General features: G+C 49.9%; 29 protein-coding genes. 25 read left to right on the forward strand and 4 right to left on the reverse strand.

The features are described from left to right. Positions 1 to 294, forward strand: coding sequence for a DUF1330 domain-containing protein (locus GMA8713_RS06790; protein WP_046307184.1), 294 nt, complete (start codon positions 1 to 3; stop codon positions 292 to 294). On the opposite strand, the gene GMA8713_RS06795 is transcribed toward GMA8713_RS06790, so the two are convergent. Together GMA8713_RS06795 and GMA8713_RS06800 are read right to left on the reverse strand one after the other, a co-directional pair. Further along, the gene (locus GMA8713_RS06795) at positions 276 to 794 is read right to left on the reverse strand and encodes a TIGR02444 family protein (protein WP_062707129.1); all 519 of its coding nucleotides are present in this window, start codon (positions 792 to 794) and stop codon (positions 276 to 278) included. The two genes, GMA8713_RS06790 and GMA8713_RS06795, sit on opposite strands and share 19 nt — an antisense overlap. Further along, on the reverse strand, positions 737 to 2,659 hold the full coding sequence (locus GMA8713_RS06800) for an ABC transporter ATP-binding protein (RefSeq protein WP_062707131.1): 1,923 nt from the start codon (positions 2,657 to 2,659) through the stop codon (positions 737 to 739). The genes GMA8713_RS06795 and GMA8713_RS06800 overlap by 58 nt, the downstream gene beginning before the upstream one ends. 270 nt (positions 2,660 to 2,929) lie before the next feature. Between GMA8713_RS06800 and kefG the strand changes: the two genes are divergently transcribed. The 5 genes from kefG to GMA8713_RS06825 all read left to right on the forward strand — a co-directional run bounded on the left by kefG (position 2,930) and on the right by GMA8713_RS06825 (position 7,300). Next, on the forward strand, positions 2,930 to 3,493 hold the full coding sequence (kefG, locus tag GMA8713_RS06805) for a glutathione-regulated potassium-efflux system ancillary protein KefG (RefSeq protein WP_062707133.1): 564 nt from the start codon (positions 2,930 to 2,932) through the stop codon (positions 3,491 to 3,493). Then, entirely contained in the window at positions 3,493 to 5,292 is a 1,800-nt protein-coding gene (kefB, locus tag GMA8713_RS06810; RefSeq protein WP_062707135.1) for a glutathione-regulated potassium-efflux system protein KefB, read from the forward strand. The genes kefG and kefB overlap by 1 nt, the downstream gene beginning before the upstream one ends. A 26-nt stretch (positions 5,293 to 5,318) precedes the next feature. Then, positions 5,319 to 5,528, forward strand: a complete 210-nt coding sequence (locus GMA8713_RS06815) for a YheV family putative zinc ribbon protein (RefSeq protein ID WP_002535178.1) — start codon at positions 5,319 to 5,321, stop codon at positions 5,526 to 5,528. 98 nt (positions 5,529 to 5,626) lie between these two features. Then, on the forward strand, positions 5,627 to 6,202 hold the full coding sequence (gene slyD, locus GMA8713_RS06820; protein WP_002535177.1) for a peptidylprolyl isomerase: 576 nt from the start codon (positions 5,627 to 5,629) through the stop codon (positions 6,200 to 6,202). 135 nt (positions 6,203 to 6,337) lie between these two features. Next, a complete protein-coding gene (locus GMA8713_RS06825) occupies positions 6,338 to 7,300 on the forward strand; it encodes an isoaspartyl peptidase/L-asparaginase family protein (RefSeq protein WP_062707137.1) in 963 nt (320 codons plus the stop codon). 56 nt (positions 7,301 to 7,356) lie between these two features. On the opposite strand, the gene GMA8713_RS06830 is transcribed toward GMA8713_RS06825, so the two are convergent. Both GMA8713_RS06830 and GMA8713_RS06835 read right to left on the reverse strand, forming a co-directional pair. After that, complete coding sequence (locus GMA8713_RS06830; RefSeq protein WP_002535174.1) at positions 7,357 to 7,581, reverse strand: SlyX family protein; 225 nt, start codon at positions 7,579 to 7,581, stop codon at positions 7,357 to 7,359. 14 nt (positions 7,582 to 7,595) lie between these two features. Then, positions 7,596 to 8,573 carry a WD40 repeat domain-containing protein gene (locus tag GMA8713_RS06835; RefSeq protein ID WP_062707139.1) on the reverse strand — a complete coding sequence of 326 codons (978 nt, stop codon included), beginning with the start codon at positions 8,571 to 8,573 and terminating at the stop codon, positions 7,596 to 7,598. Between the two features lie 122 nt (positions 8,574 to 8,695). Between GMA8713_RS06835 and fkpA the strand changes: the two genes are divergently transcribed. From fkpA to rpsC, 19 genes are all read left to right on the forward strand, one after another. Further along, positions 8,696 to 9,472 (forward strand): FKBP-type peptidyl-prolyl cis-trans isomerase, encoded by a 777-nt coding sequence (gene fkpA / locus GMA8713_RS06840; protein WP_062707141.1) that lies wholly within the window; start codon positions 8,696 to 8,698, stop codon positions 9,470 to 9,472. Positions 9,473 to 9,637: 165 nt separating this feature from the next. Further along, entirely contained in the window at positions 9,638 to 10,360 is a 723-nt protein-coding gene (locus tag GMA8713_RS06845; RefSeq protein ID WP_062707143.1) for a helix-turn-helix transcriptional regulator, read from the forward strand. After that, positions 10,357 to 10,749: a sulfurtransferase complex subunit TusD gene (gene tusD, locus GMA8713_RS06850; protein WP_062707145.1), complete on the forward strand. Its 393-nt coding sequence runs from the start codon at positions 10,357 to 10,359 to the stop codon at positions 10,747 to 10,749. Before GMA8713_RS06845 ends, tusD begins: the two co-directional genes overlap by 4 nt. An 8-nt stretch (positions 10,750 to 10,757) precedes the next feature. Beyond that, a complete protein-coding gene (gene tusC, locus GMA8713_RS06855) occupies positions 10,758 to 11,114 on the forward strand; it encodes a sulfurtransferase complex subunit TusC (protein ID WP_062707147.1) in 357 nt (118 codons plus the stop codon). A 9-nt stretch (positions 11,115 to 11,123) separates the two neighbouring features. Further along, entirely contained in the window at positions 11,124 to 11,414 is a 291-nt protein-coding gene (tusB, locus tag GMA8713_RS06860) for a sulfurtransferase complex subunit TusB (protein ID WP_062707149.1), read from the forward strand. Between the two features lie 179 nt (positions 11,415 to 11,593). Beyond that, positions 11,594 to 11,968, forward strand: a complete 375-nt coding sequence (rpsL, locus tag GMA8713_RS06865; RefSeq protein ID WP_002535163.1) for a 30S ribosomal protein S12 — start codon at positions 11,594 to 11,596, stop codon at positions 11,966 to 11,968. A 98-nt stretch (positions 11,969 to 12,066) separates the two neighbouring features. Beyond that, on the forward strand, positions 12,067 to 12,537 hold the full coding sequence (gene rpsG / locus GMA8713_RS06870) for a 30S ribosomal protein S7 (RefSeq protein WP_062707151.1): 471 nt from the start codon (positions 12,067 to 12,069) through the stop codon (positions 12,535 to 12,537). A gap of 72 nt (positions 12,538 to 12,609) precedes the next feature. Continuing rightward, positions 12,610 to 14,706: an elongation factor G gene (fusA, locus tag GMA8713_RS06875; RefSeq protein WP_062707153.1), complete on the forward strand. Its 2,097-nt coding sequence runs from the start codon at positions 12,610 to 12,612 to the stop codon at positions 14,704 to 14,706. Positions 14,707 to 14,810: 104 nt separating this feature from the next. Then, a complete protein-coding gene (gene tuf, locus GMA8713_RS06880; protein WP_062707155.1) occupies positions 14,811 to 15,995 on the forward strand; it encodes an elongation factor Tu in 1,185 nt (394 codons plus the stop codon). Positions 15,996 to 16,241: 246 nt separating this feature from the next. Continuing rightward, complete coding sequence (locus GMA8713_RS06885; protein ID WP_062707175.1) at positions 16,242 to 16,433, forward strand: bacterioferritin-associated ferredoxin; 192 nt, start codon at positions 16,242 to 16,244, stop codon at positions 16,431 to 16,433. Positions 16,434 to 16,515: 82 nt separating this feature from the next. Continuing rightward, the gene (gene bfr, locus GMA8713_RS06890) at positions 16,516 to 16,998 is read left to right on the forward strand and encodes a bacterioferritin (RefSeq protein WP_062707157.1); all 483 of its coding nucleotides are present in this window, start codon (positions 16,516 to 16,518) and stop codon (positions 16,996 to 16,998) included. 407 nt (positions 16,999 to 17,405) lie between these two features. Continuing rightward, on the forward strand, positions 17,406 to 17,717 hold the full coding sequence (gene rpsJ / locus GMA8713_RS06895; protein WP_002541412.1) for a 30S ribosomal protein S10: 312 nt from the start codon (positions 17,406 to 17,408) through the stop codon (positions 17,715 to 17,717). Positions 17,718 to 17,731: 14 nt separating this feature from the next. Further along, on the forward strand, positions 17,732 to 18,361 hold the full coding sequence (gene rplC / locus GMA8713_RS06900) for a 50S ribosomal protein L3 (RefSeq protein ID WP_062707159.1): 630 nt from the start codon (positions 17,732 to 17,734) through the stop codon (positions 18,359 to 18,361). Positions 18,362 to 18,377: 16 nt separating this feature from the next. Continuing rightward, positions 18,378 to 18,980 carry a 50S ribosomal protein L4 gene (rplD, locus tag GMA8713_RS06905; RefSeq protein ID WP_002541414.1) on the forward strand — a complete coding sequence of 201 codons (603 nt, stop codon included), beginning with the start codon at positions 18,378 to 18,380 and terminating at the stop codon, positions 18,978 to 18,980. Next, positions 18,977 to 19,279, forward strand: a complete 303-nt coding sequence (rplW, locus tag GMA8713_RS06910) for a 50S ribosomal protein L23 (protein WP_002541415.1) — start codon at positions 18,977 to 18,979, stop codon at positions 19,277 to 19,279. The genes rplD and rplW overlap by 4 nt, the downstream gene beginning before the upstream one ends. 19 nt (positions 19,280 to 19,298) lie before the next feature. Beyond that, positions 19,299 to 20,123, forward strand: coding sequence for a 50S ribosomal protein L2 (gene rplB / locus GMA8713_RS06915; protein WP_002541416.1), 825 nt, complete (start codon positions 19,299 to 19,301; stop codon positions 20,121 to 20,123). Between the two features lie 20 nt (positions 20,124 to 20,143). After that, the gene (rpsS, locus tag GMA8713_RS06920; RefSeq protein ID WP_002541417.1) at positions 20,144 to 20,422 is read left to right on the forward strand and encodes a 30S ribosomal protein S19; all 279 of its coding nucleotides are present in this window, start codon (positions 20,144 to 20,146) and stop codon (positions 20,420 to 20,422) included. A gap of 11 nt (positions 20,423 to 20,433) precedes the next feature. Continuing rightward, the gene (rplV, locus tag GMA8713_RS06925) at positions 20,434 to 20,766 is read left to right on the forward strand and encodes a 50S ribosomal protein L22 (protein ID WP_002541418.1); all 333 of its coding nucleotides are present in this window, start codon (positions 20,434 to 20,436) and stop codon (positions 20,764 to 20,766) included. A gap of 19 nt (positions 20,767 to 20,785) precedes the next feature. Continuing rightward, positions 20,786 to 21,475 (forward strand): 30S ribosomal protein S3, encoded by a 690-nt coding sequence (rpsC, locus tag GMA8713_RS06930; RefSeq protein ID WP_002541419.1) that lies wholly within the window; start codon positions 20,786 to 20,788, stop codon positions 21,473 to 21,475. Positions 21,476 to 21,481 lie beyond the last annotated feature (6 nt).

Consider the following 21,481-nt stretch of genomic DNA (forward strand, 5'->3'; position numbering starts at 1 on the left):
ATGTCTGTACTTAATTTTTCTTATGCCACCATCAAAGATGCCGAGAAATTCGGCGAGTATGTGTTAGCGGCCAAAGTGCTGCTCGACCAAGCTGGTGTGGAAGTGGTGGTTCGAGGAAATTGCGTGGGGGCTTTCCGGGGTGACAAAGCGGAAGAGCATGTCACCGCCGTTTTTCGCTATCGGGATGTTGAAGCTGTCGAACGTTTTTACGCTTCTCCGGCGTATCTTGAATTGGTGCCACTTCGTGATGAAGCCTGTGAGATGACGATAGTCCTTTACGACGAGCAGGTATGAAGTCCTTTCATCAACGCGGGATAAAGGTAATGTGCATCCCCATCTAACTGCGAGCAGTACATCTCCAGAGAGGAAGAGGCGTTTTCTTCCCAAACTTGCTGGTTTATACAGGTGAGCAATTCCTGCTGCTGGAACTTCTCTAATGTCAGCTCATAGTTAAGCATTTTCTGGTAAGCCCCCCGTGAGAGCTGCGGTTTGAGATCGCGCCGCATCAAGCGATAGCGCGTGAGCAGGGTTTCTGACTGAACCAATGATTGGCGAAGTTGAGCGAGTGATGAGGCCGAAAGGGAAAACCCGGCGTCTTCCAACCAGGCTAATAGCAGCGCGAGATTCACATTGCCTTTGAACTGATCCTGAAGTTTAAGGCAGGCGTGTTTGACCTCTTGCTGTCCGTAATGATGCAGACAAAATTGCCACAGCCCATCAGCTGTGGCTTGCTGTTTTAGCGGCCTTGGAACTCCGCTTCCATTTGCTCCAGTTGTTCCTGAAGATCCATCCATTCCAGTTCGACCTCTTCGAGCGATGATTTCGCGTCTGCCTGCTGGCGCAGCAATTCGGTAAGTTTCTCTTTGTTGGACGCTTCATAAATAGAAGGTTCCGCCAGTTGAGATTCTACTTCAGCAATTGTTGCAGAATACTTTTCGAGTTTTGTATCCAGCGTGTCAATTTTCTTGCGGATAGGCGCAGTCTGCTTGCGAAATTCTGCTTCCAGACGTTTTTGTTCTTTACGTGCTGCTTGAGTATTTGCACCTGCGGGTTTGGCGTTTTCTGCCTGTTCCTGACGACGCTCAGAGCGCTGCAATTCATTCAGCCACTGATGGTAATCATTCAGGTCGCCATTGAACGGCTCAACCTTACGGTCATGCACCAGATACAGATCGTCAGTGGTTGCACGGAGCAGGTATCTGTCGTGGCTCACGATAACCATGGCGCCTTCAAACGATTGCAGTGCCATCGTCAGTGCGGCACGCATGTCGAGATCAAGGTGGTTGGTAGGCTCATCGAGCAGCAACAGGTTCGGTTTTTGCCAGACAATTAATGCCAGCACCAGACGTGCTTTTTCACCGCCAGAGAAAGGCGCAATCACATCCAGCGCTTTATCACCATGGAAGCCAAAGCTGCCGAGGTAATCGCGAAGCTGTTGCTCTGTCGCTTCCGGTGCCAGACGCATCATGTGCTGGATGGCCGTTTCATCATCACGTAGCGTTTCCAACTGATGCTGGGCAAAGTAACCAATCTTCACACCCTGCGAATAACGCAGCTCACCAGCCTGTGCGGGTACTGTGCCGGAAAGCAGTTTGATGAGCGTTGATTTACCCGCGCCATTACGGCCAAGCAGACCAATTCGGCTGCCCGGAACCAGATTCAGGAAGATTTTTTCCAGAATCATGGTGTCGCCATAGCCCGCGCAAACCTCTTCCATCATCAGAATAGGATTAGGCAGGGCAGACGGCTCGCGGAATTCGAAACTGAATGGGTTATCAAATTGTGCCGGCAGCATTTTTTCCATGCGCTCAAGTGCTTTAATGCGGCTTTGCGCCTGACGGGCTTTACTGGCCTTATAGCGGAAGCGGTCAATGTAAGACTGCATGTGCGCCATTTGCTTTTGCTGCTTCTGGTACATCGCCTGTTGCAGGATGAGCTTTTCTGCGCGCATGGTTTCGAACGCCGAGTAATTTCCCGTGTATTCGTTCAGCAGGTCATTTTCGATATGGATGATGCGGTTAACCACGGGGTCAAGGAAATCGCGGTCATGGGAAATGAGTACCAGTGTACCGCGGTAGTTTTGCAGCCACTTCTCCAGCCACATCACGGCGTCCAAATCCAAGTGGTTGGTCGGTTCGTCGAGCAGCAGTAAGTCTGAGCGACATAGCAGTGCCTGTGCGAGGTTCAGGCGCATACGCCAACCACCGGAGAACTGGGTGAGGTTCCAGCTCATCTGATCCTGACGAAAGCCAAGACCATCCAGCAGCTCTGCCGCGCGGGCGCGAATGCTGTAGCCGCCGACCGCATCAATTTTGTCATGAAGGGTGGCGACCTTGTGGCCGTCATCTGCTTCTTCAGCAGCACGAAGGGCCTGCTCCAGCGCGCGGTATTCGCGGTCCCCGTCAATCACATATTCAATCGCTTCACGTTCCAGCGCCGGGGTTTCCTGCGCTACCCACGCCATTTGCCAGCCGCTTGGGAAGATACAACTACCCGCATCAAGGGACAGTTCGCCTTTCAGCAACGCAAACAGGGTCGATTTACCGCAGCCGTTTTTACCGACCAGACCGACTTTGTCGCCCGGGTGGATAGTGGCAGACGCATTGTTAAGTAGCGGTTTGCCACCACGAAGTAGCTGAATATCAGAAATAGTGATCATGACTCTTGGCGGCTCCGGCCGCAGGAATGTGGGGTCGAAAAACTGGCGCTGTTATATCACACGACGGCGATTTACTTAAGAGAGGCGCAAAAATGGACCACGGCAGAGCGGTGAAATGCGGGACGATTTACCGTATGGTTGAAGGATGACGTCAAAGCCGCAGAGTTGGCAGTTTTGTGTCATGATAAAAAGATTATAAAAAATATTATGTTACCTCTTCGCTCTACCACACATTGGGCGTTGGAAAGCTTAAAAGGATTTTGCTGCCAAATGGGAACCCCGACAACGTCGTTATTTAAATCTAAAGTACTGGTGGTCTTTGCTCACCCAGACCCGTACGAGTCTGTCGCCAACAAACGGATGATTGAGGCTGCCCGTCAATTTGACCATGTCAAAGTACACGACCTCTATGCAGCCTATCCTGACTTTATTATTGATGTTCACCATGAACGTGAGCTTCTTCTAGAACACGATGTGATTGTGTTCCAACACCCACTTCAAATGTATTCCTGTCCTTCGCTTCTAAAAGAGTGGATTGATGTGGTGCTTGGTAAAGGCTTTGCCCACGGTGGCGGTAATGCGCTGGCTGGCAAGATTTGCCGCTTTGTCATTACCACCGGCGGTGCTGCGGAAGCCTTCAGCCAAACCGGTTACAACAAATACAGTATGGAAGAGCTGTTGCAGCCGTTTGAGCTGACTGCTCTCCTTTGCCAGATGCGTTGGGTTGATCCGCTGGTACTACACTGGGCACGCCGTGTGACGGATGAAGACAGGGAAGCCCACGCTGAACTCTATGCGGACTGGCTCTGTCACCCAGTATCGGAGGTGGTGTAATGGGGCAAAACTACCTTCTTGATGCACTAATATTTCTTGCCGCGGCGGTCGTGGCGGTTCCTCTTGCCCAGCGTCTTGGTATTGGCTCTGTGTTGGGATATCTGATCGGCGGCGTGGTAATTGGTCCCTGGGGGCTTGGCCTGATTACAGACGTAGAAGCGATTCTGCACTTTGCCGAGCTTGGCGTGGTGCTGCTGCTGTTCCTGATTGGCCTTGAGTTGAATCCAAAGAAGCTGTTGCAGATGCGACGGCCAATCCTTGGCTTGGGTGGCTCTCAGGTCTTTATCAGCACCGTAGTGATTGCTCTTATCGCCTATTACTGGGGGGTTGGTCGCGTAGATGCATTGGTTGTGGGGATGGGACTAGCGCTGTCATCCACAGCCATCGCCATGCGTATTATTGAAGAACAGCGCTTGATGCGCAGCGAAGCAGGGCAATCAGGTTTTGCGGTGCTCTTGTTTCAAGATATCGCTGTGATCCCTATGCTTGCGGTGCTTCCTGCGATGGCAGGTGGAGCGGGTGGCAGCTGGCTGGATGTGGGTATCATGCTGGGAGCGATATTGGTGCTCTTGGTCGGTGGTCATTACCTGTTGCGTCCTTTGCTACGTTGGGTGGTGCTCAGCCGCGTGAAAGAGATGTTCACTGTCACGGCTCTGATGCTGGTGATAGGTATTGCCATTGGCATGCAGTCACTCGGGCTTTCTATGGCGCTTGGTACTTTCCTTGCGGGTGTACTGTTGGCGGAGAGTGAATACCGCCATGAGCTGGAAATTGCTATTGAGCCTTTTAAGGGATTGTTACTCGGTCTTTTCTTCATCGCAGTCGGTATGGCGGTAGATCTTGGGTTATTGCTCGAATATCCGCTAGAAATTTTATCTGCGGTCGCAGCCTTGATTGGCGTGAAAGCCGCCATCATATATGGGTTGGCCCACGTATTTGGTGGTAGCGAGAAATCCCGCAGTCACGTAGCTTTACTGCTGAGCCAGGGTGGGGAATTTGCCTTTGTATTGTTTACTGCAGCGCGAAGTGAAAACCTGCTGACGCCTGAGCTCAATGCGTTCCTGCTGGTGGTAGTGAGCCTGTCTATGATGACAACCCCGATACTGCTGATGCTGCAATCCAAATGGTTTGCCCGCACCATAAATGCGGATGCCGAAATGCCCGCGGCGGAGCAATTTAATCATGAAGGCGCCCGCGTCATCATCACCGGCTTTGGTCGTTTTGGTCAGGTGGTGGGTAGATTGCTGTTCGCCAACAAGATCAAACTGACCATACTGGAGCGCGATCCTTCGCAAATCGCCTTGCTGCGTAAGTTTGGCTACAAGGTGTATTATGGGGATGCAACCCAGCTTGATTTATTGAGGGCCGCAGGGGCGGCAACGGCAGAGGCCATCATCGTTTGCGCGGATTCGCCGGAAGAAGTGATGGAAATTGTCGAACTTTGTCAGCAACATTTCCCGAATCTGAAGGTGCTCGCACGGGCCCGAAGCCGTGTTGAGGCAAACCAATTACTCGATCATGACGTGGTGGGTTTTTCCCGGGAAACTTTTTTAAGTGCGCTTGATTTAGGGAAACAGACATTGATCGCACTGGGCATGCACCCGTATAAAGCCAAACGCGCAGAGGCATTTTTCAGAAAACTGGATGAAATGCGATTACACGAAATGCAGCCCCACCACAGTGAAGATTCCATGGCTGCATCACGGACCAAAGAAGCGCGAGTGGAGCTTGAAGAACTGTTCGACCTCGAAATGAAAGGGGATACCGAGCGGCACCAGAGCTGGAACCGAGATAGCTAACAATAAGAACCAAGGCAAGGAAGTACATGGCCAAGAAACGATTTATCGCTGGCGCAACCTGTCCCTCATGCAGTGCAACGGACACAATGCGCTGGTGGCAAGAACACCACGTGGAAGTGGTGGAGTGCGTGCAGTGCGGTCATACCGACAGGCGCTCACCGATGTCTGCGGAAGAGAAACAGCCTGTTGCGCAGCAGCAGGATGCTCAGGTGATAGGGATATTTAAACCGCAATAACGAATCCCATAGTCGAAGTCAGTTTATTTCTGTATTATCGGCGCCGAAATGAGCAGGTGTCGCTGTGTCGACACCCTTGAACCGCTTCCGGAGTTAAGATGAAAATCACTAAAGACGTGGTAGTAAGCATTGCTTACCAAGTGAAAAACGAAGACGGCATCGTGGTTGATGAATCAACCAAAGAAATGCCACTGCAGTACCTGCAAGGTCACAACAACCTGATCGTAGGTCTGGAAAATGCATTGGAAGGCCGCGAAGCTGGCGAATCTTTCGAAGTGACTGTTGCGCCGGAAGAAGCGTACGGCGAATACCTGGATGCAATGGTTCAGCGCGTACCTGCTGACGTGTTTCAGGGCGTTGACGAAATCGTTGTTGGTATGCGCTTCCTGGCGGATACTGACCAGGGTCCAATCCCAGTTGAAGTGACCGATGTTGACGGCGATGAGGTCGTGGTTGACGGTAACCACATGCTGGCTGGCCAAACCCTGACGTTCAATGTGGAAGTGGTTGAACTGCGTGCGGCGACGGAAGAAGAAATCGCACACGGTCACATCCACCAGTCTGGCGGCTGCTGCGGTGGTCACGACCATGACGACGAAGGCGGTTGCTGTGGCGGCGAAGATAAAGGCGACGACCACGAATGTTGTGGCGGTGGTGGCTGCGGCTCTCACTAAGCCTTAGGCTGCAGCTGTTCCTAGCTGAAAAGCCTTAAAAGAAAGCGCTAATCGATCAGTCGGTTGGCGCTTTTTTATTGTGCAATTTCATATTAATCTCATCGGATATCCACTCTCACTTCGAAAGGAATCATCATGACCCGCCCCTTTTCTATCGCCATACACGGTGGTGCTGGCACCATTGAACGCCGTCTGATGACGCCCGAGCTGGAAGCTGCTTATCGTAAAGCACTGGCGCAGTCAGTATTGGCTGGACATGCTTTGTTGGAGCGAGGTGGATCGGCGGTTGATGCGACAGTCGCCGCTGTGACTGTGATGGAAGACAGCGAGCTTTTCAATGCAGGCAAAGGGTCGGTGCTTACCCATGAAGAAACCGTTGAGATGGACGCTTCGGTCATGGATGGCAGAAACCTTGAAGCCGGCGCGGTAACCCTGATTCGCCATATCAAAAACCCGGTACAACTTGCCCGTGATGTGATGCAAAAAAGCCCCCATGCAATGTTGGCAGGCGAGGGCGCCGAGTCCTTTGCATTCAAAGAGTGTGGCTACGAGTACGTCGAGCAGGATTACTTTTTCACGGATCGTCGCTACAAAGAATTGAAAGCGATGAAAAAAACCGGCGGCGTTGCACTGTCAGAAGCCCGCTATCCAGATGAAAAGAAACACGGCACAGTCGGAGCAGTGGCGCTCGACCAAGAAGGTAATCTGGCTGCTGCAACCAGCACGGGCGGACTCACCAACAAGCGCTGGGGCAGAGTCGGTGATACCCCAATCATCGGTGGGGGGAATTATGCCCGTAACGGCAATGTGGCGGTTTCTGCAACCGGTATGGGCGAGCTTCTGATGCGCTGCACGGTTGCAGGCGATATTGCGGGACGCATGCAATACGGTAAGGCATCCATAGAGCAAGCCTGCCGCGATGTGATTTATGGTGATTTCCTGAGCCTTGGCGGAGAAGGCGGAGTCATTGCCATTGATGCTGACGGACAGGTGAATTTCGAATTGAATTGTCCGGGCATGTACCGCGCGACGGTGAACGAGAAAGGAGAAGCGTTGGTGGCTATTTTTGCGGATGAAACCCTATCGACTGTCGAATAAGCGGTAATTGAAAAACAAAAGGCCAGCAGATACTGGCCTTTTGTTTTCTGAGGTGTTTAATAATGCGGTGGTGGTGTCTCTTCCGACATGCTGGCAATGTTTGCCGGCTCCATCGCTTTCAGCTTGGTTACCAAAAAGGTTATTTGCGTTGCCATCTTGTCGATGGTTTTTTGCTGCTGGGTGATCGCATCATTCAGCTCTTCAATCGTGTGTTCCTGAAAAGCCTGTTTGATCTCCAGATCGTCAATTTGTTTCTGCAGACGCAGTTCTGTCTCGGTCATTTTGGTATCTCAAGTTACTCTGCTATCCACGCCTGAGCGATACCGGCGGAAGTGCCGGAAATCACGCGACCAGTTGGATCGATGGCGACATCATACACGACTGCACTGGGTGGACGCGTATTTTGTTGCTCTTCCGCCAACCAGCGACCCAGATTGTCCCCGCTTTCTACATCCCAAAACTCTACCCGTCGTCCCGGCGTGCCGGTCACCAGTTTGGTGCCATCATCTGAAAAACGGGCGGTTGAGAAATTGGGGTGGCGGTGGAACATATTGAGCTCGGTTTTCGGCTCGCCCGTCGATAAATCCCAGATAATGGCGGTGTCATCACCATCTGCAGAGAAAGCGAATTTACCGGTGCGGTGCAACTCTACGCGGGTAATACGATGCTCATGAGGAAACTCATTGAGGATTTGTCCGGTTTCTGTGCTCCAGAAAAAGGCATTGTGATCATTACCGCCTGACAAGGCGAATTTTCCATTGGGCGCGAGCGACACACTGTTCACTTTATCTTGGTGGGCAAGGAACTCTAGGCGTCTTCCAGTGCCTAAGTCCACGAAAAGGGCTTTGCCATTCGAAAGGGCAAGCAGGACTTTTTCGCCGTTATTGCTGATATCAACGTCGCGGATGACGCCGTCAGAAATCGACCACAGACCTTCGGCTTGTCCCCATGCCAAATCCCATACTGCAAAGTTTTGTGAGGTGGCAGTAATGGCATAGCGGTTGTTGTCAGAGATTTGGCTGACGAGCACGGTATTTTTGTCCGGGTCCTGATCGCCGAATTCGGCCAGCTTCTTGTTCTGCACTAGATCCCATAAATCAATGCCGTGGGACGTGGATGCAATGAGTGCGAACCGGCCGTCCCGGCTAAGGCTGAAACTGGTGACACCGTCCGGATCCAGCGTCCAGCGCTGGGCTTCATGGGTAGAGTGAAAGCAGCCGGAAAGTGCTATCAGTGTCAGAAATAAGCAAATTGTGCGGACGAATTGTCGCATTGCCCTTGTGTTCCTTATCTTGGACCCCTATAACGTCGAGTATATTGATCGTTTCGGGCTTTCGCATCGTTATCGCGTAAGCGAATAAAAGAAATGTGGGTTTTATACCAACGGAGTCACTAATGAAATCAGTTTTTAAAATGTCGCTGCTGGCTGCCACTGTTGCACTAGCTTTAGGTTGTCAGGAAGAAGCGAAAGACGAAACCGCAAAAGTTGAAGCGCCTGTTGCTGATGAAACCGTCACTTTCGCCACTGAAGATGACAAAGCGGCATACGCGATTGGTGCGTCCCTGGCGCAGTACCTGAAAGCCAATCTGGACCAGCAAGAAGAATTGGGTTTGGCTTTGAGCAACGACTTGGTTCTGCAAGGTGTGCAGGACGCATTTGCAGACAAATCCAAGCTGACCGAAGAAGAAGCGCAGCTGGCGCTGCAAGCCTTGGATCAGCGTGTTGCCCAACTGGCTCAGGACAAAGCACAGGAAAAAGCAGCAGAAGCAGTAAAAGCGGGTGAAGACTTCCGTACACAGTTTGCAAAGACTGAAGGCGTTAGCACCACAGACTCTGGCCTGATGTACCTAGTAGAAACAATGGGTGAAGGCGACAAGCCAGCAGCTGAAGACACTGTTGTGGTTCACTACAAAGGCACCTTGACTGATGGTACCCAGTTCGACAGCTCTTACGACCGCAACAAGCCAGCGACTTTCCCGCTGAACCGCGTTATCCCGGGCTGGACTGAAGGTGTTCAGTTGATGCCAGTGGGCTCTAAATTCAAGTTCGTTATCCCGCCTGAGCTGGCATACGGCTCTCAGGACACGCCGGCGATTCCTGCCAACTCGACCTTGGTGTTTGAAGTTGAGCTGTTGGAAATCAAAGGTAAAGGCGAAGAAGCGAAAGGTTAATCCTAACGCTGCACCTTTGCTTACAAAGAGAACCCCGGCTTTTGTCGGGGTTCTTCTATTTTCTTGACCTAAGTCTGTTAGACTTATCGCTAGATTTTAAAGTTTGTAGCTTTCGTTTATCTTTGCCTGCGGTAAACGAAATCCATCACAAAGGAAGATAAACCTGTGGTATCGACAGACAGCTTTGGTGCGGACGTGATCGTCGAAAGTGATTTTATCGAGAGTAATCCTTTTACTGACACTGATCGCGTGATATTGAAATCTTATGAAGCCGTGGTAGATGGTCTTGCAGCCCTGATTGGTCAGCACTGTGAAATCGTGTTGCACTCGCTGGAAGATTTGAACACCTCAGCTATCAAAATTGCCAATGGTGAGAACACCGGCCGCCAGGTTGGTTCGCCTATTACTGATCTGGCACTGCGTATGCTGCGTGATATTGAAGGATCTGAACGAAACTTCTCACGTGCTTACTTCACGCGTGCCAAAGGCAATACCCTGATGAAATCGATCACAGTAGCTATCCGGAATGCAGACAATCGTGTGGTTGGCCTTTTGTGTATCAATATCAACCTAGACGCGCCGTTCTCTCAAGTGCTGCAAGCTTTCATGCCAACGGAAGAAGCGCGCCAGGCCGTGTCTTCCGTGAACTTCGCCAGCGACGTAGATGAGCTGGTGGACCAAACGGTTGAACGCACTATCGAAGAGATAAATGCGGACAAGTCAGTATCGAATAATACTAAGAACCGACAGATTGTGATGGAGCTCTTCGACAAGGGTATTTTTGATATCAAAGACGCCATCAATCGCGTAGCGGACCGCCTTAATATCTCTAAGCACACGGTGTATCTCTACATCCGTCAGCGAAAAGGTGAGGATGGCGAAAAATGAGCCTGAGTTATATGCTGGTCGTGAATGGTCCGGTATACGGACGCCAGTCATCACTGACCGCGTATCGCTTTGCCAAAGCGCTGACCGAAAATGGACACACGTTAACGCGTGTGTTTTTTTACCAGGACGGCGTGTCTAACGCTTCTTCGTTAACAGTGCCGGCCAATGATGAGTTTGACTTGGTCGCCGCCTGGCAATTGCTGTCAAAAGAAAGTGGCGTTGAACTGGAAACCTGTGTTGCTGCGGCACTGCGTCGTGGTCAGGTCAGTGAAGAAGAAGCCAAACAGCATGCACTGGTCTCCTCTAATATGGCAGACGGCTTTTCCCAAGCTGGTCTTGGCGCACTTTCAGAAGCCTTGTTGACCGCCGACCGCGTTATTCAGTTCTAGGTGCTGGTATGAAAAAGATAGGTTTTGTTTTCTCTTCTGCGCCTCATGGCAGCGCGTCTGGCCGGGAAGGGCTCGATGCGGTGTTGGCAACTTCCAATTACAGTGAAGATCTTGTCCTGTTCTTTGTTGGTGATGGTGTGATGCAATTGCTGGCGGGTCAAAAGCCGGATGAGGTGCTGAGTCGCGACTATATTTCTACCTTCAAAATGCTGTCACTGTGCGATGTGGAGGAAATCTACGTGTGTGCTGACTCATTAGCAGAGCGCGGATTGAGTGACCATCCCCTTGTTATTGCGGTAGAAAAAGTCTCCCCAACGGACATTTCAGCCTCACTGGGTCAATGTGCCAAAGTGCTCCAGTTCTAAGGATCGTCAATGCTTCATACCGTTAATGCTTCCCCTTATGCCTCATCTGCTCTGGTGAATTGTCTGCGATATTCCGAGAAACACAGTGAGATCCTTTTGCTCGAAGACGCGGTTGTCGCCGGGATCCTCGGAGGGCAGTGGCAAGAAAAACTGGTTTCGTCAGGGCGCAGGATTTATGTGCTTCAAGAGGACGCTATGGCCCGCGGCATCGAGCATCAAATTGCCTCACAATTTGAACTTATTGATATGGAAGGGTTTGTAGAGCTAACAGCCCGGCATGTCACGCAAATGAAATGGTGATTTAGCCGTCTATCTACTAGCGTAATAGTCTGGGATTGGTGCGGTTATAAAACGATCAAAGCAAAGATCGTTGTATAAATCTTGACACCCCATTTGACGACGCCTAAAATTTCGCGTCCCTACTTTTGTGGGGCATAGATTTTTCACACTTATACGTAAGTAATATCAGGAGCTATTTAATGGCAACTATTAACCAGCTGGTACGCAAGCCACGCATCAAGCAAGTTGCAAAAAGCAACGTGCCTGCGCTGGAAGCGTGTCCGCAAAAACGTGGTGTATGTACTCGTGTTTACACCACTACTCCTAAAAAACCTAACTCGGCACTGCGTAAAGTATGTCGTGTTCGCCTGACCAACGGTTTTGAAGTTACTTCATACATCGGTGGTGAAGGTCACAACCTGCAAGAGCACTCAGTTGTTCTGATTCGCGGTGGTCGTGTTAAAGACCTTCCAGGTGTGCGTTACCACACCGTTCGTGGTGCACTTGACTGTGCAGGCGTTAACGACCGTAAACAAGGTCGTTCTAAGTACGGTGTGAAGCGTCCTAAGTCTTAATGGAATCCGTTAAGTAAGGCCAAACACTAATTAATTTGTAATTTTGAAAAAACTGAAAAGTTTTGGATAAAACCTGAAGAAGACAACGGAGAATTTCCATGCCACGTCGTCGCGTAATTGGTCAGCGTAAAATCCTGCCGGATCCTAAGTTCGGATCAGAGCTGCTGGCAAAATTTGTAAACATCGTAATGGTTGACGGTAAAAAGTCGACTGCTGAAAAAATCGTTTATGGTGCACTGGACATCATGTCAGAGCGTTCTGGTAAAGATCACCTGTCTGTGTTTGAAGCCGCTCTTGAAAACGTACGCCCTGCGGTAGAGGTTAAATCTCGCCGTGTTGGTGGTTCAACTTACCAAGTGCCAGTAGAAGTACGTCCTGTACGTCGTAACGCTCTGGCGATGCGTTGGTTGGTTGAAGCTGCGCGTAAGCGTGGTGAAAAATCTATGGCTCAGCGTCTGGCTAACGAAATGCTGGATGCATCTGAGAACAAAGGTACTGCTGTTAAGAAACGTGAAGACGTTCACCGTATGGCAGAAGCGAACAAAGCATTCGCTCATTACCGCTGGTAATACCTTTTTGGGCGCGACTTCGGTCGCGCCTAAACCACACTCTAAGGATACCCTTAGTAAGAGGATACTACTGTGGCTCGTAAGACCCCTATTGAGCGCTACCGTAATATCGGTATTTGTGCGCACGTAGACGCAGGCAAAACTACAACAACAGAGCGTATCCTGTTTTACACCGGTCTTTCTCATAAAATTGGTGAAGTGCACGATGGTGCCGCAACCATGGACTGGATGGAGCAGGAGCAAGAGCGTGGTATCACCATCACCTCCGCTGCGACTACAACTTTCTGGCGCGGTATGGATGCGCAATTCCCTGAGCATCGCATCAACATCATTGATACCCCAGGACACGTTGACTTTACCATTGAGGTAGAGCGTTCCTTGCGCGTACTGGATGGTGCAGTAGTTGTATTCTGTGGTGCTTCCGGTGTTGAACCTCAGTCAGAGACCGTTTGGCGTCAGGCTGACAAATATGAAGTTCCTCGTATGGTTTTCGTCAATAAGATGGACCGTGCAGGCGCAGATTTTCTGCGTGTGGTTGAGCAGATTAAAGTTCGACTGGGCGCAACGCCAGTGCCAATTCATCTGAATATCGGCGCTGAAGAAGACTTCCGCGGTGTTATCGACCTTATCAAAATGAAGGCGATTAACTGGAGCGAAGCTGACCAGGGTATGAGCTTCACGTACGAAGACATCCCGGCAGACATGCAAGAGCTGGCTGATGAGTGGCACCAGAATCTGGTCGAAGCCGCTGCTGAAGCAAACGAAGAGCTGATGGACAAGTACCTCGAAGAGGGAGAACTGACCGAAGCTGAAATCAAGCAAGCTCTGCGTGAACGTACATTGAATAATGAAATCGTACTGGCGACCTGTGGTTCTGCATTTAAGAACAAAGGCGTTCAGGCGGTTCTGGATGCTGTTGTAGAATTCCTTCCTTCCCCTGTTGACGTCAAAGCGATCAAAGGTGAAGACGAAGATGGCAACGAGATCGAGCGTCACTCTGATGACAACGAACCGTTTGCAGCTCTGGCATTCAAGATTGCTACGGACCCATTCGTGGGTACCTTGACCTTCCTGCGAGTTTACTCGGGTGTGGTCAATACTGGCGACACTGTTTACAACTCAGTGAAGCAAAAGCGTGAGCGTTTTGGCCGTATCGTTCAGATGCACTCAAACAAGCGTGAAGAAATTAAAGAAATTCGCGCGGGTGACATTGCAGCAGCCATTGGTCTGAAAGACGTCACTACAGGTGACACGCTGTGTGCACAAGAATCAAAAGTGGTTCTTGAGCGTATGGAGTTCCCTGAACCAGTTATTCAGATCGCTGTAGAGCCACGCTCTAAAGCAGACCAGGAAAAAATGGGTATCGCGCTGGGTAAACTGGCGGCAGAAGATCCATCATTCCGCGTTGAAACCGATGACGAGTCAGGCCAGACCCTGATCTCAGGTATGGGTGAGCTTCACCTGGACATCATCGTAGACCGCATGCGTCGTGAGTTCAGCGTAGAATGTAATGTAGGTAAGCCACAGGTGGCATACCGCGAAACCATCCGTGGTTCGGCTGAAGTCGAAGGTAAATTCGTCAAGCAGTCTGGTGGTCGTGGTCAGTACGGTCATGTTTGGCTGAAACTGGAACCAGCTGAGAAAGGCGAAGGTTTTGTCTTCGTCGACGAAATCGTTGGTGGTGTGGTACCGAAAGAATATATCGGCGCTGTTGCTAAAGGTGTTGAAGAGCAGATGAGTAGCGGTGTACTTGCTGGCTACCCAGTGCTTGATATCAAAGCAACGCTTTTCGATGGTTCGTACCATGATGTTGACTCCAACGAAATGGCGTTTAAGATCGCTGCATCTATGGCATTCAAGAAAGGTGCACTTGAAGCGCAACCTGTCATTCTTGAGCCAATGATGAAAGTGGAAGTTACCACTCCAGAAGACTGGATGGGTGACGTAGTGGGCGACCTGAACCGTCGTCGTGGTCTGATTGGTGGTATGGATGAAGGTCCTGCCGGTTTGAAGATCATTCGCGCGCAGGTGCCACTGGCTGAGATGTTTGGTTACGCAACTGACTTGCGTTCAGCGACTCAGGGCCGCGCATCTTACTCTATGGAATTCAGTGACTATGCTGATATTCCTAAGAACATCGCTGATTCAATCATCGCAGAGCGTTCTTGATTGATAGGTGGTTTTAATGCTGGCATTATTGGCCCGCATTAATAAAAACTTCTGATCGCACTCACGACGGTGGGTGCGGCTCACAACTAGGAAGGAACACGATCGTGTCTAAAGAAAAATTTGAACGTACGAAACCGCACGTTAACGTTGGTACTATCGGCCACGTTGACCACGGTAAAACCACTCTGACTGCAGCAATCTGTACTGTACTGTCTAAAACTTACGGCGGTGCAGCGCGTGACTTCGCATCAATCGATAACGCGCCAGAAGAGCGCGAGCGTGGTATCACTATCTCTACTTCACACGTAGAGTACGATACTCCAACTCGCCACTACGCACACGTAGACTGCCCAGGACACGCTGACTATGTTAAAAACATGATCACCGGTGCTGCGCAAATGGACGGTGGTATCCTGGTTGTTGCGGCAACTGACGGTCCAATGCCACAAACTCGTGAGCACATCCTGCTGGGTCGCCAGGTTGGTATTCCATACATCCTTGTATTCATGAACAAGTGTGACATGGTTGACGACGAAGAGCTGCTTGAGCTGGTTGAGATGGAAGTTCGTGAACTGCTGTCTGAGTACGACTTCCCAGGCGACGACTGCCCAGTAATTCAAGGTTCTGCACTGGGTGCACTGAACGGCGAAGCTGAGTGGGAAGCGAAAATCGTTGAGCTGGCAGAAGCACTGGATTCTTACATCCCAGAGCCAGAGCGTGCGATCGACAAGCCATTCATCCTGCCAATCGAAGACGTATTCTCAATCCAAGGCCGTGGTACTGTTGTAACGGGTCGTGTTGAGCAAGGTATCGTTCGCGTAGGTGACGAAGTTGCTATCGTTGGTATCAAAGACACTACTACTACTACTTGTACTGGTGTTGAGATGTTCCGTAAGCTTCTGGACGAAGGCCGTGCAGGTGAGAACGTTGGTGTTCTGCTGCGTGGTACTAAGCGTGACGAAGTTGAGCGTGGTCAAGTACTGGCGAAGCCGGGTTCTATCACTCCTCACACTAAGTTCGAGTCAGAAGTATACGTTCTGTCTAAAGACGAAGGCGGCCGTCATACTCCGTTCTTCAAAGGCTACCGTCCACAGTTCTACTTCCGTACTACTGACGTGACCGGTACTATCGAACTGCCAGAAGGCGTTGAGATGGTAATGCCAGGTGACAACATCCAAATGGTTGTTGAGCTGATTGCACCAATCGCGATGGACGAAGGCCTGCGCTTCGCTATCCGTGAAGGTGGCCGTACCGTAGGTGCGGGTGTTGTTGCTAAGATCCTGGCTTAATTTTTTAAGCTTCGATTAGCACAATGCTAGGAAAAGGACGCTTCGGCGTCCTTTTTCATTTTTAGAAAACTAGGCTTTGTGAGGCACCGCTAAGAGAACAGGTGCTTTCATCCCTACAGTGATATTCCTTCAAATTCTTTCTTCGTCCTTTTCTTTCATTATTCGTCAATCAATCGAAGAAACGAACTGGTAATGCTAACAATTCTCGTTTATATTGTTATTAGTTTCATTGAGGAAGATACAAAGATGTACGTTTGCTTGTGCCACGGGATTTCTGATAAGACGTTGAAGAAACTTGCTTATGAGCAAGGGGTCGATGACATACGCGAAATTAGAAAGCTAACTCCCTTGGGCTCACAGTGCGGCAAGTGCATTCGTCCTGCAAAGGAAATCCTTCAAGAAGCAGCGTTAAATACTCTCTACAAGAAAGTTGGCTAAGTGCCTCTTGTCTAATATCTGACATTGACCACACTTCATTCGGTTCTATTTTTAATAGACGCCGAAAAGAGGAGTGCGTGATATGAAGTCAGATCCAAAAATCATCCAACATCTCAACAAAATTCTGGGTAACGAACTTGTTGCCATCAATCAGTATTTCCTTCACGCGCGAATGTACAAAGACTGGGGATTGAAAGCGATTGCTGATAAAGAATACGAAGAGTCTATCGATGAGATGAAACATGCTGATGATTTGATAGAGCGTATCCTTTTCCTCGAAGGCATACCCAACCTGCAAGATCTAGGCAAATTGCGCATAGGTGAAGATACCACAGAAATGCTCGAGTGCGATTTAGCGCTGGAAATGGATGCTATTCCTGATTTGCGTGATGCCATTGAATATGCTGAAAGCGTCCGTGATTATGTGTCGCGTGACCTGTTCCAGGATATTCTGGAAGAGGAAGAAGAGCATGTTGATTGGCTTGAAACCCAGCTGGGACTTATCGATAAAGTAGGCATCCAGAATTACAATCAAGCGCAAATGATTGAATGTGATGATTCTTGAGCAAGATTTTGAATGAGAAGAAAGGGAGCCCAAAAGAGGATCCTTTTTTGTACCTACGCCAGAGCCAGAGGCCCCAGTTTTACTCGCTTATCTAAAGCCTGATTATATTTTAAACGCCACTTGCAAAGCAAATTGTGATCTGTATAATGCCCGCACTGCCTGAGAGATTTGCTCTCAACAGTGCAGTTGTGAACCAATGAGCACAGGAGGAAGACCCTTCGCAGTAGGTGAAAGCCTGATGTGGTCGGTAATGTATACTCCGCTTATGTTCGCAGTCATATAAAATGGCTGACAATGTATCAGATATTGATACTACGGTTTCACATAAATCAATCGACATTCCCTTATCTTGATAAGGTTGAGTGGCGATATTGTTTGTGTAATTTTTTAATTTGGAGCTCTGTCTAATGCAGAACCAACGTATCCGTATCCGCCTGAAGGCTTTCGATCACCGTTTGATCGACCAGTCTACTGCGGAAATCGTTGAAACCGCTAAGCGCACTGGTGCGCAGGTGAAGGGTCCAATCCCTCTGCCAACTCGCAAAGAGCGCTTCACCGTTCTTATCTCTCCGCACGTAAACAAAGATGCACGTGACCAGTACGAAATCCGTACTCACAAGCGTCTGATCGACATCGTTGAGCCAACAGATAAAACTGTTGACGCTCTGATGCGTCTTGACCTTGCTGCGGGCGTTGATGTTCAAATCAGCCTGGGTTAAGAGGGGAGTTAATAATGATTGGTCTAGTCGGTCGTAAAGTGGGCATGACTCGCATCTTCACTGAAGAAGGCGTTTCTATCCCTGTAACCGTTGTAGAAGTAGAAACTAACCGTGTTACTCAGGTACGTACTCCTGAAGTAGATGGTTACTCTGCTATCCAAGTAACTTCAGGCGCTAAGAAAGCAAGCCGCGTAACTAAGCCAGAAGCTGGTCACTTTGCGAAAGTAGGTGTTGAAGCTGGCCGCGGTCTGTGGGAATTCCGTCTGGAAAACGGCGAAGATTTCGAAGTAGGCGCTGAGCTGAACGTAGATCTGTTCGCTGAAATCAAAAAAGTAGACGTTACTGGCACATCTAAAGGTAAGGGTTTCCAAGGCGCTGTTAAGCGTTGGAACTTCCGTACTCAAGATATGACCCACGGTAACTCCTTGTCTCACCGTGCTCCTGGTTCTATCGGTCAATGTCAGACTCCAGGTCGCGTATTCAAAGGCAAGAAAATGGCAGGTCACATGGGTGCAGAGCAGGTAACTACTCAAAACCTTGAGATCGTACGTGTTGACGCTGAGCGCAAACTGCTTCTTATCAAAGGTGCAGTACCAGGTGCGACTGGCAGCAACGTGATCGTTAAACCAGCCGTTAAAGCGTAACGTCGAGGAGATAGTAATGGAATTGGTAGTAAAAGGCGCTGACGCGCTGACTGTTTCCGAAACTACCTTCGGGCGTGAGTTCAACGAAGCTCTGGTTCACCAAGTAGTAGTTGCATACGCAGCTGGTGCCCGTCAAGGTACTCGTGCGCAAAAGACTCGTTCAGACGTATCAGGTGGCGGTGCTAAGCCATGGCGTCAGAAGGGTACTGGTCGCGCTCGTGCAGGTACAATCCGTAGCCCAATCTGGCGCTCGGGTGGTGTAACTTTCGCTGCGCGTCCTCAGGACCACAGCCAGAAAGTTAACAAGAAAATGTACCGTGGTGCTATTAAAAGCATCCTGTCTGAGCTGGTTCGTCAAGAGCGTCTGATCGTTGTTGATAACTTCTCAGTAGAAGCACCAAAAACTAAAGAGCTGATCGCTAAGCTGAAAGAGCTTGAGCTGTCTGAAGCTCTGATCGTAACTGCAGAAGTTGATGAGAACCTGTTCTTGGCAGCGCGCAACCTGTACAAGGTTGATGTACGCGATGCAGCAGGCATCGACCCAGTTAGCCTGATCGCTTTCGACAAAGTAGTTATGACTGCAGCTGCAGTTAAGCAAGTTGAGGAGATGCTGGGATGATCACTGAAGAGCGTATCCTGAAAGTTCTGCGTGCTCCGCACATCTCTGAAAAAGCAACCATGGCTGCTGAAAACGGTAACACTATCGTTTTCAAAGTAGCAATGACTGCGACTAAGAGAGAGATCAAAGCAGCAGTTGAGAAACTGTTCGAAGTTGAAGTGAAGTCTGTAAATACTCTTATCACTAAGGGTAAGACCAAACGTCAAGGTATGCGCCAAGGCCGTCGTTCAGACGTGAAAAAAGCGTACGTTATCTTGAAAGAAGGTCAAGACATCGACTTCGCTGGCGGCGCTGAGTAAGACGGAGGAGTAACAGAAAATGGCAATTGTTAAATGTAAGCCTACTTCACCGGGTCGTCGTCACGTTGTTAAGATTGTAAACGCTGACCTGTACAAAGGTAAGCCTTACGCACCGCTGCTGGAGAAAAACTCTAAGTCTGGTGGTCGTAACAACAACGGTCGTATCACTGTACGTCACATCGGTGGTGGTCATAAGCAACACTACCGTGTAATTGACTTCAAACGTACTAAAGACGGCATCCCAGCGAAAGTTGAGCGTCTGGAATACGATCCAAACCGTAGCGCGAACATCGCACTGGTTCTGTACGCAGACGGCGAGCGTCGTTACATCATTGCACCTAAAGGCCTGAAAGCTGGCGACCAGATCCAATCTGGTTCAGATGCTGCGATCAAAGTAGGCAACAGCCTGCCAATGCGCAACATCCCAGTAGGTTCTACAGTTCACAACGTTGAACTGAAGCCTGGTAAAGGTGCTCAGCTGGCTCGTTCAGCTGGTGCATACGCACAAATCGTAGCTCGCGATGGCGCATACGTAACTATTCGTCTGCGTTCTGGTGAGATGCGTAAAGTTCTTTCTGAAGGTCGTGCGACCATCGGTGAAGTTGGTAACGCAGAACACATGCTGCGTGAACTGGGTAAAGCAGGTGCTACTCGCTGGAAGGGCGTTCGTCCAACAGTTCGTGGTGTTGCAATGAACCCAGTAGACCACCCACACGGTGGTGGTGAAGGTCGTACTTCGGGCGGTCGTCACCCAGTATCTCCTTGGGGTATGCCTACTAAAGGCTTCAAGACCCGTAAGAACAAACGTACCGACAAGTACATCGTACGTCGTCGTAACAAGTAATTTATATCAGAGGATAAGCCATGCCACGTTCTCTCAAGAAAGGTCCTTTTATTGACCTGCACTTGCTGAAGAAGGTAGAGAAAGCGGTGGAAAGCGGTGACAAGAAGCCTGTTAAGACTTGGTCCCGTCGTTCAATGATCATCCCTCAGATGATCGGTTTGACCATCGCTGTCCATAATGGTCGTCAGCACGTACCTGTTTTCATCACTGATGAGATGATCGGTCACAAGCTGGGCGAATTTGCACCAACACGTACTTATCGCGGCCACGCTGCAGATAAGAAAGCTAAGAAGCGTTAAGGAGTTAAGATATGGAAGCTATTGCTAAACATCGCTTTGCTCGTATTTCGCCTCAGAAAGCACGTTTGGTAGCAGACCAAGTGCGCGGTAAAAACGTTGCACAAGCAATTGAACTTCTGACTTTCAGCGACAAAAAAGCCGCTGATCTGATCAAGAAGGTGCTGGAGTCTGCAATTGCAAACGCTGAGCATAACGAAGGCGCAGACATCGATGATTTGTCTGTAGCAAAAATCTTCGTTGACGAAGGCCCAGTCATGAAGCGCATCATGCCTCGTGCAAAAGGCCGTGCCGATCGCATCTTGAAGCGTTCTAGCCACATCACTGTTGTTGTAGCAGACCGCTAAGAGACGAGGAGAGAAAGCAATGGGTCAAAAAGTACATCCTAATGGTATTCGTCTTGGCATCTGTAAGCCTTGGAATTCCACCTGGTTTGCTAACAGCCAAGATTTCGCTGACAACCTAGACGGCGACTTCAAGGTACGTCAGTTCCTGACTAAAGAACTGTCTAAAGCGTCTGTTTCTCGTATCGTTATCGAGCGTCCTGCCAAGAGCATCCGTGTGACTATTCACACTGCTCGTCCAGGCGTTGTTATCGGTAAGAAAGGCGAAGACGTAGAAAAACTGCGCGCTCGCGTTGCACAACTGGCAGGTGTTCCTGCTCAAATCAACATCGCAGAAGTACGCAAGCCTGAGCTTGACGCACAACTGGTTGGTGACAGCATCGCGTCTCAGCTAGAGCGTCGTGTTATGTTCCGTCGTGCTATGAAGCGTGCGGTACAGAACGCAATGCGTCTGGGTGCCAAGGGTATCAAAGTGGAAGTAAGCGGCCGTCTTGGCGGTGCTGAAATCGCTCGTACCGAGTGGTACCGTGAAGGTCGTGTGCCACTGCACACTCTTCGTGCTGACATTGATTACGCAACTTCTTCGGCTCACACCACTTACGGTGTTATTGGTATTAAAGTTTGGATCTTCAAAGGTGAAGTTCTGGGCGGCATGCCAGTAGCAGAGCCACAGGCTGATAAGCCTAAGAAGCAGCGTAAAGGCCGTAAGTAAGGAGTC

This window comes from Grimontia marina, assembly GCF_900060185.1.
GTDB lineage: Bacteria > Pseudomonadota > Gammaproteobacteria > Enterobacterales > Vibrionaceae > Enterovibrio > Enterovibrio marinus.